This window comes from Megasphaera stantonii (assembly GCF_025567065.1).
Classification (GTDB): domain Bacteria; phylum Bacillota; class Negativicutes; order Veillonellales; family Megasphaeraceae; genus Megasphaera; species Megasphaera stantonii.
On the sequence record NZ_JAOQKD010000006.1, the window covers coordinates 21319 to 30720 of the forward strand.

Annotated in this window: 8 protein-coding genes; all 8 read left to right on the forward strand. The window is 57.1% G+C overall.

What is annotated here, in order from left to right; all coding sequences use genetic code 11:
- The first annotated feature begins 8 nt into the window (after positions 1-8).
- The 8 genes from OCV58_RS04995 (at position 9) to rny (ending at position 9164) form a co-directional block, all read left to right on the forward strand.
- Entirely contained in the window at positions 9-416 is a 408-nt protein-coding gene (locus OCV58_RS04995; RefSeq protein ID WP_095629993.1) for a helix-turn-helix domain-containing protein, read from the forward strand.
- A gap of 10 nt (positions 417-426) precedes the next feature.
- Positions 427-2316: a YgiQ family radical SAM protein gene (locus OCV58_RS05000; RefSeq protein WP_154877143.1), complete on the forward strand. Its 1890-nt coding sequence runs from the start codon at positions 427-429 to the stop codon at positions 2314-2316.
- Positions 2313-3359: an ABC transporter substrate-binding protein gene (locus OCV58_RS05005; protein ID WP_154877144.1), complete on the forward strand. Its 1047-nt coding sequence runs from the start codon at positions 2313-2315 to the stop codon at positions 3357-3359. Before OCV58_RS05000 ends, OCV58_RS05005 begins: the two co-directional genes overlap by 4 nt.
- Positions 3360-4691 carry a 30S ribosomal protein S12 methylthiotransferase RimO gene (rimO, locus tag OCV58_RS05010; protein ID WP_154877145.1) on the forward strand — a complete coding sequence of 444 codons (1332 nt, stop codon included), beginning with the start codon at positions 3360-3362 and terminating at the stop codon, positions 4689-4691.
- A 16-nt stretch (positions 4692-4707) separates the two neighbouring features.
- Positions 4708-5961, forward strand: coding sequence for a competence/damage-inducible protein A (locus tag OCV58_RS05015; RefSeq protein WP_154877146.1), 1254 nt, complete (start codon positions 4708-4710; stop codon positions 5959-5961).
- An 11-nt stretch (positions 5962-5972) separates the two neighbouring features.
- Positions 5973-7043: a recombinase RecA gene (recA, locus tag OCV58_RS05020; protein ID WP_087477668.1), complete on the forward strand. Its 1071-nt coding sequence runs from the start codon at positions 5973-5975 to the stop codon at positions 7041-7043.
- A 2-nt stretch (positions 7044-7045) separates the two neighbouring features.
- The gene (locus OCV58_RS05025; RefSeq protein WP_087477669.1) at positions 7046-7465 is read left to right on the forward strand and encodes a regulatory protein RecX; all 420 of its coding nucleotides are present in this window, start codon (positions 7046-7048) and stop codon (positions 7463-7465) included.
- Positions 7466-7628: 163 nt separating this feature from the next.
- Positions 7629-9164, forward strand: coding sequence for a ribonuclease Y (gene rny, locus OCV58_RS05030; protein ID WP_087477670.1), 1536 nt, complete (start codon positions 7629-7631; stop codon positions 9162-9164).
- Positions 9165-9402: the final 238 nt, after the last annotated feature.

Below are 9402 nucleotides of genomic sequence, written 5' to 3' on the forward strand. Positions count from 1 at the left end.
GGGATAGAGTGCCAACTGTTGGAGAAGTTTTACGAACGGAACGGGAACGGCAGGGGCGGACATTGAAGGAAATTTCCGATGCGTTGAATATTAAGCGCCAGTACCTGGCCGCACTGGAAGAAGATAGATATGACGATATTCCCGGCGTCGTCTTCGTCAAGGGCTTTATCCGAAATTACGGAAACTGCCTGGGAATGGACGGCGGCGCGCTGGTGGACACGTATAAGGCGTCGCTGACCGGGCGGACGCCGCAGCCGGAGGTGCGGGCCGCCATGCCCGTACGCCGGAGCAAAGACAAGAAACGAGCGAAACACAAGGAAGCAAAGAAAAAAGGCAGAAATGGAAAATGGCCGGAAATTACGATTATTGCCGGCGTGATTCTGTTCCTGCTGTTAATTGTGTGGATTATGATATAAGAGGAGAAGTATGAGCAGTCAATTTTTAGTGACCAGCCGCCGGGATATGGAAGAACGGGGCTGGGACCAACTCGACTTCGTATATATTAACGGCGACGCTTACGTCGACCACCCCAGCTTTGCCGCGGCGGTCATCGGCCGCGTCCTGGAGAGCCGGGGATACCGCGTCGGCATCATATCCCAGCCGGACTGGCACAGCGCAGAGCCTTTCAAGGCTTTGGGCAGGCCGCGCCTGGCGGCGTTGATTACGGCGGGAAATCTCGACTCCATGCTGAATGAAAAGACGGCGGCGAAGAAGTTCCGCAGCCGCGACAACTATTCGCCGGGAGGAGAAACGGGACGCCGGCCTGAACGGGCGACGATCGTCTACGCCAACCGCATGCGCGAAGCCTATAAGGACGTGCCGATCATTATCGGCGGCATTGAAGCCAGCCTGCGGCGCTTCGCCCATTACGATTACTGGTCCAATAAGGTCCGCCATTCGATCTTGTTGGACAGCAAGGCCGATATTTTAAGCTACGGCATGGGTGAGCGGTCCGTCGCCGAGATTGCCGATGCCCTGGCCGAAGGGAAGACGACGGCGGAAATGTACGACATACGCGGCATCTGCTATGTGACGAGCCGCGCGCCCTTGTCGGATAAAGCCGTCATGTGCCCGTCCTATGAAGAGGTCCGGGACGACAAAAAAGCCTTTGCCGAGGCCTTTAAAATCCAATATGAAGAGCAGGATCCCTATCACGGCCGGACGATTATCCAGCCGTCGGAAAACCGCTTTGTCGTGCAGACGCCGCCGGCCCTGCCGCTGACGACGGAGGAAATGGACGCCATTTACGAGCTGCCCTTTCAGCGGCGCTGGCATCCCATGTACGACGAGGCCGGCGGCGTGCCGGCCCTGCAGGAAGTACAGTTCAGCCTGACGAGCCAGCGCGGCTGCTTCGGCCACTGTCACTTTTGCGCTATTACGAGCCATCAGGGCCGGATTATCCAGCACCGCAGCCACGAATCGCTGTTGCGGGAAGCGAAGCGGATGACCGAGCTGCCTGACTTTAAAGGATATATCCACGACGTCGGCGGCCCGACGGCTAACTTCCGCCATGAAGCCTGCAGCAAGCAGCGCATATCCGGCGCCTGCCGCAACCGCCACTGCATCGGCAGCAAAGTCTGTCCGAATCTCGACACGTCCCACGAGGACTACCGACGGCTCCTGCGGGAAATCCGGCAGGTTCCGGGCGTAAAAAAGGTATTCGTCCGATCGGGGCTGCGGTATGACTACGTGCTGGCGGATCATAACAAGAAATTCGTCGAAGAATTGTGTCAGTACCACGTCAGCGGCCAGCTGAAAGTAGCGCCGGAGCACGTCGTCAAGCACGTGACGGACCTGATGGGAAAAGCCGACGTACATGCTTTTTTGAAATTTAAGGAGTGGTTTGACGAGGCGAACCGCAAGCTGGGCAAAAAACAGTACCTCGTGCCGTATTTTATGTCTAGCCATCCGGGCTGCACGCTCCGCGACGCCGTGGAGCTGGCCGAATTTCTGCGGGACATGCATATGCAGCCCGAGCAGGTGCAGGACTTTATTCCCACGCCGGGCAGCTTGTCGACAGCCATGTACTATACGGGAATGAATCCGCTGACGGGCGAAACGGTATACGTCGCCCGCAGGCCGGAAGAAAAGCAGATGCAGCGGGCTCTTATGCAGTATAAGAACCCGGCGAACTACGACATCGTGTACAAGGCCCTGTGCCAGGCCGGACGGCGAGATCTCATCGGTTTTGGACCGAAATGCCTTATTCCGCCGCGCCGTCTCAAAGGAGCGCAGCCGGAACGGACGCCGCAGCGCCGCGGCAGCTTGCAGCCGCCGAAGAAGACGAGGCGCAGGGATACGAGGGGAAGAAAATGAAACGATATATGCCATTGATGGCCGTGGCGGTGTTCATCCTGGCTCTGCTGGGACTGAGCTGCTACGTATGGGAAAAACAAAAGCAGGCGGAGGAGCAGGCCGCGTATGAAGCCGAACGGCATCTCGTCGTGTATTCGGCCATGCCCGACGACGTAAACAAAGGACTGGCCGACGAATTTTATAAAAAGACGGGCTGGCGCGTGCAGGTACAGACCCGCACGGACGGGCAGATCCGACGGCTCCTGAAGACGCCGGATTTGGCGTCGCCGCCGGATATGATCATCGCGTCGGAACAGGTGCTGCAGGATCAAAAGAAGGCCAGCATGCTTCAGGCCTATACGTCGCCTCAGACCGACGCCGTGCCGCCGGCCTTGAAGGATGCCGGCGGGTATTGGACCGGACTGTGGCTGAATCCCATGGTGTTTATCATCAGCAGCAGCTATTATGAACGCAACGGATTGTCCCCCCAGACGTGGGACGAACTGTTTCAGGACCCGAACCTGACCCTCGTCTTTCCCGACTTGGCGGCCATGGATATGGCCGGCGATTTCCTCTGCTCCTTTGTGGAAATGCGGGGCAGAGACGGCGCGGGAAGATATCTGCGCGAGCTGCAGCGCCACGTGACGTCTTATTCCCAGTCTATGTCGTCGAACGTGCGCATCGTAGCCGGAGGAGACGCCGACGCCGGCGTCGTCGACGCGGCTATGGCCCGTCAGTACAGCAAAGACGGCGCGCCTATCTACATCATCTATCCGCGCGACGGCACGTCGTACTGGCTGACCGGCGCGGCTATTACCAAGTGGTGCACCGACGGCGAAATGGCCTACGCCTTCCTGAACTGGCTGTTTTCGGACGACGTAGACGGTATCCTGCGGAGAAACCACATCTATTTGACCTATACCAGCGATACGGGAAAGAACGTCCTGGACGCGAAAGGGGACGGCCTGGCGCTGTTCCCTGTGAAAAAACAATATACGGCCGAAGGCCGCCGGTCCCTGCAGGATTGGTGGATTAAGTCGGTCCGCTTCGGAAAGGAGCCGTAAATGGAAAAAATTGGATTCGTCAGCCTGGGCTGCTCGAAAAACCTCATCGATACGGAAGTAATGCTGGGCATTCTCCGCGATAAACAGATGGAAATTACCGACGATTTGGCCGAAGCCGATATCATCATCGTCAATACGTGTACCTTCATTGAAAAGGCGAAGGAAGAATCGGTCAATACGATTTTGCAGGCCGCTGAATATAAGAAAACAGGCAAATGCCGCCTGCTGATCGTGACGGGCTGCCTCAGCCAGCAGTATAAGGAAGAATTGCTGAAGGAAATGCCTGAAATCGACGCCCTGCTGGGCACGGGCTCGTGGGACCGGATATGGGAGGCCGTCGAAGCGGCGAATCAGGGCGAACGGGCCTGCTTCATGGACGATGTGAGCCACTTGTACGACGAGCACACGAGCCGCATGCGCACGACGCCGTCGTACAGCGCCTACGTCAAGATAGCCGAAGGCTGCAACAACGGCTGCTCCTTCTGCATCATTCCGCACGTGCGGGGGCGCTTGTGCAGCCGTCCCGTCGCGTCGGTCGTAGAAGAGGTAAAGCAGCTGGCTGCCGACGGCGTGAAGGAAATCAATATCATCGCCCAGGATACGACGAGCTACGGCGTCGATCTGGCCGGCCGCTCCCTCCTGCCCGATTTGCTGCGGGAGCTGGTTAAAATAGACGGCGTCCGCTGGATCCGCCTGTTTTATTTATACCCGTCTTATTTTACGGACGAATTGATGAATCTCATCGTCGAAGAAGAAAAGATTTGCCCCTACGTCGACCTGCCGCTGCAGCATATTTCCCAGTCCGTGCTTAAACGCATGAACCGCCGCGATTCGGAAGAAGACGTGCGCAATCTGATGAAGAAGCTTTGCAGCCACGGCCGCAAACTGACCCTGCGTTCGACATTTATCGTCGGTTTTCCCGGCGAAACGGAAGAAGAATTCCAGGAATTGTGCGATTTTGTCGACGAAACGGAATTCGACGACGTCGGCGTCTTTACCTATTCCCAGGAAGAAGGCACTGCAGCGGCACGGATGGACGGCCAGATTCCGGAAGACGTCAAGGAAGAACGGTATCACGCTCTCATGGCTATTCAGGCCAAGGTATCGGAACGGCGCAATCAGGAGCTGGAGGGGACGATTCATACCTTCCTCGTCGAAAGCATTCAGGAAGAAGGCGGCGTGCGCCAGGCCGTAGGCCGCATCGAGGTGCAGGCTCCGGAAGTAGACGGCCTGACCTATCTGGAAGATGCGGAAGCGGTGCAGCCCGGCGATATGGTGCAGGTGCGCATCGTTCAGGGCTTCGCTTACGATTTAGTAGCGGAGCTGGTATGACGGCGAGGTGAATCCAGTGTTAGTAGAACTCATTACGACGGGCTCGGAGCTGCTGCTCGGAGAAATCGTCAACGAGAATTCGCGGTATTTGTCTAAAGAACTCAATCGGCTCGGCTATTCCGTCGTATACCACACGACGGTCGGCGACAATCCCGAGCGGATGGAACAGGTATTTCGCACGGCCCTGTCTCGGGCCGATATCGTCATCACGACGGGCGGCCTCGGGCCGACGCAGGGCGACGTGACGAAACTCGTCGGGGCCAAGGTCATGGATGCGCCGCTGGAATATCATCCCGACATCGTCGAAGATATCCGCTGGTGGGTGAAGGAGCATCATCCCAGCCGGGAGCTGACGGAAAATCAGAAGCGTCAGGCCATGATTCCCGCCGGAGCCGATATCTTTTCCAACGGAGCCGGCACCGCGCCGGGCGTAGCCATCCATAAGGGCGGCAAGCTTCTCGTCCACCTGCCGGGGCCGCCGACGGAAATGCGCTGGATGTACGAGAACCGGCTGAAGCCCTATTTGCTCCGCACCTTTGGCTCCCAGGGCTATATCCAGTCGCTGTACATCAAGATTTACGACATGGGCGAAGCCTTCATTGAAGAAAAGCTCATGGATTTAGTGACGAAGCAGTCAAACCCGACGATTGCCATGTACGCCCGTCCGGGATTCGTCGAAGTGCGCATTACGGCGCGGGCCCGGACGGAAGCGGAGGCTAAGGCCATGCTGTCGCCGCTGGGAGAAGAAATGCGCCGCCGCCTGCAGCGGACGGCCGTAGCCTACGACGATGAAACAGTCGCTCACGTATTGGGGAGGGAAGCCCTGCGCCGGAATTTGACGATCAGCGCGGCTGAATCCTGTACGGGCGGCCTCGTCGGCTCCCTGATTACGGACGTGCCCGGTGCGTCGGCCTACTTCCGCGGTTCGGCCGGCACGTACTGCAACGAAATGAAAGAACAGATACTCGGCGTATCTCATGAGACGCTGGAACGGTATACGGCAGTGAGCGCCCAGACGGCCTGCGAAATGGCCCAGGGCAGCAGGCGGCTGTACGGCTCGGATGTCGCCATCAGCACGACGGGCATCGCCGGACCGGACGGAGGTACGGCAGAGCAGCCTGTAGGCCTCGTATATACGGGCATAGACGGGCCGTGGGGCACCGTATCCCATCGCGACATCTATCCCGGCGACAGGGCGGAGGTCAAGCGCCGGGCGGCGGCTCGGGCCATTTATTATGCCGTTCAATATATCTTGAAACAAGGAGAATAAGGAGACATATTATGGATGCGAAACAAACTGCGCTTGAAAACGCAATGCGCAAGATCGAGAAGGATTTCGGCAAGGGCGCGATCATGCGTCTCGGCGATATAGCCGACAAGATGAATATGGAAGTCATTTCTTCCGGTTCCCTGGCCGTTGACCTGGCAGTCGGCGTCGGCGGCTATCCCCGCGGCCGCGTCATCGAAATTTACGGCCCCGAATCGTCCGGTAAGACGACGCTGGCCCTTCACGCCATCGCTTCGGCCCAAAAGAGCGGCGGCATTGCGGCCTTCATCGACGCGGAACATGCCTTAGACCCGGTCTATGCCCGTCATCTCGGCGTCGATACGGCGGAGCTGCTCATTTCCCAGCCGGACAACGGCGAGCAGGCTCTGGAAATTACGGAAGAACTGGTACGCAGCGGCGCTGTAGACATCATCGTCGTCGACTCCGTAGCCGCCCTGGTGCCGAAGGCGGAAATCGAAGGGGAAATGGGCGATTCCCACGTCGGCCTGCAGGCCCGCCTCATGAGCCAGGCCCTGCGTAAGCTGACCGGCATTATCGCTAAATCGAAGGCCATCGTCATCTTTATCAACCAGCTCCGTGAAAAGGTCGGCGTCATGTTCGGCAACCCCGAAACGACGACGGGCGGCCGGGCCCTGAAATTCTACGCCTCTATCCGCATGGAAATCCGCAAGGGCGAAGCTATTAAGGCCGGCGGCGACGTCATCGGCAACCGGGCCCGGGTTAAGGTCGTAAAAAATAAAGTCGCGCCGCCGTTCCGAAACTGCGAATTCGACATCATGTACGGCACGGGTATTTCCCGCGAAGGGACGATTCTCGATTTGGGCGCGTCCATGGACATCATCGAAAAGAGCGGCACCTGGTATTCGTATAAGGGCGAACGGCTGGGCCAGGGCAAGGAAAACGTCAAGGTATTCCTGAAAGAGCACGGCGACATTGCCGACGAAATTGAACAGATTATCCGCGATACCTTAGCCGCCGAGCCGGAAAAATTTGAAGACGTGATGGAAGAACCGATGCAGGCCGACGACTTGCCCGACACGCTGGCAGAAACTGACGGCGAATAAGCATGGACTATAAGGAAGCCTATGCAAAATCGCTGCGCCTGCTGAACGTCCGCTTTCTCAGCGAAGGCGAGCTGCGCCGCAAGCTGGAGCGGCATGATGCCGACGGCGAGGTAATAGATGCCGTCATCGCCAAGCTGAAGGAGGAGCGGTTCGTCGACGACGAGCGCCTGGCCCGAGCCGTGTACAAGCAGTATGCCCAGAAGGGCCGGTACGGCCATTTGTACATCGTCAACTGCCTGCGCCGCCGGGACCTTCCCGTTCCCGACGAGCTGGAGCGGCCCGACGAGGACGAAACGGCGCGGCGGTTGGTGGCCCAGCGCTTCAAAGGCGGAGGGGACGCGCGGAAAATCGCCCGTTTTCTTCAATACCGCGGCTTTTCACCCTCGGTGATTCGAAACGTCGTGGATGACTTTTATTCTTGACATAGTTATCAAAAAATTTTACAATTAAATGAGCCGGTTGACACTGGTCAAATATTTTGCATAATTGTAGGTTTTTTGAAGATGACGTAAACAACACATACTCATATAAAAAAGCCGGACTGCCGTTCGGCTTTTTTTGATGAAGGGGAGGTGAAATCAGTACATGTTAGCTAGCATTGTCGCAGCAATCGTCTGCGGCGTCATAGGCGTAGGCGCAGGGTATATTTACCGCAAGAACATTGCCGAAGGCAAGATCGGGCAGGCCGAAGTAGAAGCGCAGCGGATTATTTCCACGGCGCAGCAGAATGCAGAAGCCCGCAAGAAGGAACTCGTCCTGGAAGGCAAGGAAGAAGTGCATAAACTGCGTACGGACGCCGAACGGGAAAATAAGGAGCGCCGCAGCGAATTACAACGCATGGAACGGCGGTTGCTGCAGAAGGAAGAACATTTAGACAAGAAATTTGAGTCCATAGAAAAGAAAGAGGAATCGTTGCAGCGTAAGGAAGACGAAGTGACGAAAATCCAGGAGAAGATCGAAGCGCTTCACGCCCAGGAAATGGCTGAACTGGAACGGATTTCGGGCCTTACATACGACGAGGCGAAGGAGCTCCTCCTTTGCAACGTGCAGTCGGAGGTAAAGCACGAAACGGCTCAAATGATCAAGATGATGGAAGACGAAGCGAAGGAAGAAGCCGAAGGAAAGGCGCGGGAAATTATTGCCACGGCGATTCAGCGCTGCGCTGCCGACCACGTAGCGGAAACGACGGTCTCCGTCGTATCCCTGCCGAACGACGAAATGAAAGGCCGTATTATCGGCCGGGAAGGCCGTAATATCCGGGCTATCGAAACCCTGACGGGCGTCGACCTCATCATCGACGATACGCCGGAAGCCGTCATCTTGTCGTGCTTCGACCCCATTCGCCGCGAAATCGCCCGCATCGCCTTGGAAAAGCTCATCGCCGACGGACGTATTCATCCGGCGCGCATTGAAGAAATGGTGGAAAAAGCCCGCAAGGAAGTCAACCAGAAGATCCGCGAAGCCGGCGAACAGGCGACGTATGAAACAGGCGTTCACGGCCTGCATCCGGAACTCATCAAGATCCTGGGGCGTCTGCGGTACCGTACGAGCTACGGCCAGAACGTACTGCGCCATTCTATCGAAGTATCCCAGCTGGCGGGCATTATGGCCGCCGAGCTCGGCGTAGACGAAACGCTGGCCAAGCGGGCCGGTTTGATTCATGATATCGGCAAAGCCCTGGATCATGAATTGGAAGGCACCCACGTATCTATCGGCGCGGAAGTCGCCAAGAAGTACGGCGAATCCAAGCTGAGCATCAACTGTATTTCCGCGCACCACGGCGACGAAGAGCCGCGGAGCATCGAAGCCGTCCTCGTGTCGGCGGCGGACGCCGTATCGGCGGCGCGGCCGGGTGCAAGACGGGAAACGCTGGAAAACTACCTGAAGCGATTGACAAAACTGGAAGAAATCGCAAAATCTTTCGACGGCGTCGAAGATTGCTTTGCCATACAGGCCGGACGCGAAATCCGCGTCATGGTCAAACCGGAAAAGATCGACGAATCGGATTGTGTTCTCCTCGTTCACGACATCGTCAAGCGGATCGAGGCCGAACTGGAATATCCCGGTCAGATCAAAGTCGTCGTCATTCGGGAAACGCGAATGATCGATTATGCAAAATAATATGGAATACAAGTCCCTTGCCCCTGTCCGGGCAGGGGATTTTTTTCGCCTGATACAGGGGGCCAAAGGAGTTCGGGAAACGTAATGGGCAAATTATAAAAAAAATGAAAAAAAGGGCTTGCCAAAACGAGTGGGACATGGTAGAATACTTTTTGTCGGAACGCGAGAGGTTCCGATAAGTATGAAACGGCCCCGTGGTGTAGCGGTTTAACATGTCGCCCTGTCACGGCGAAGATCG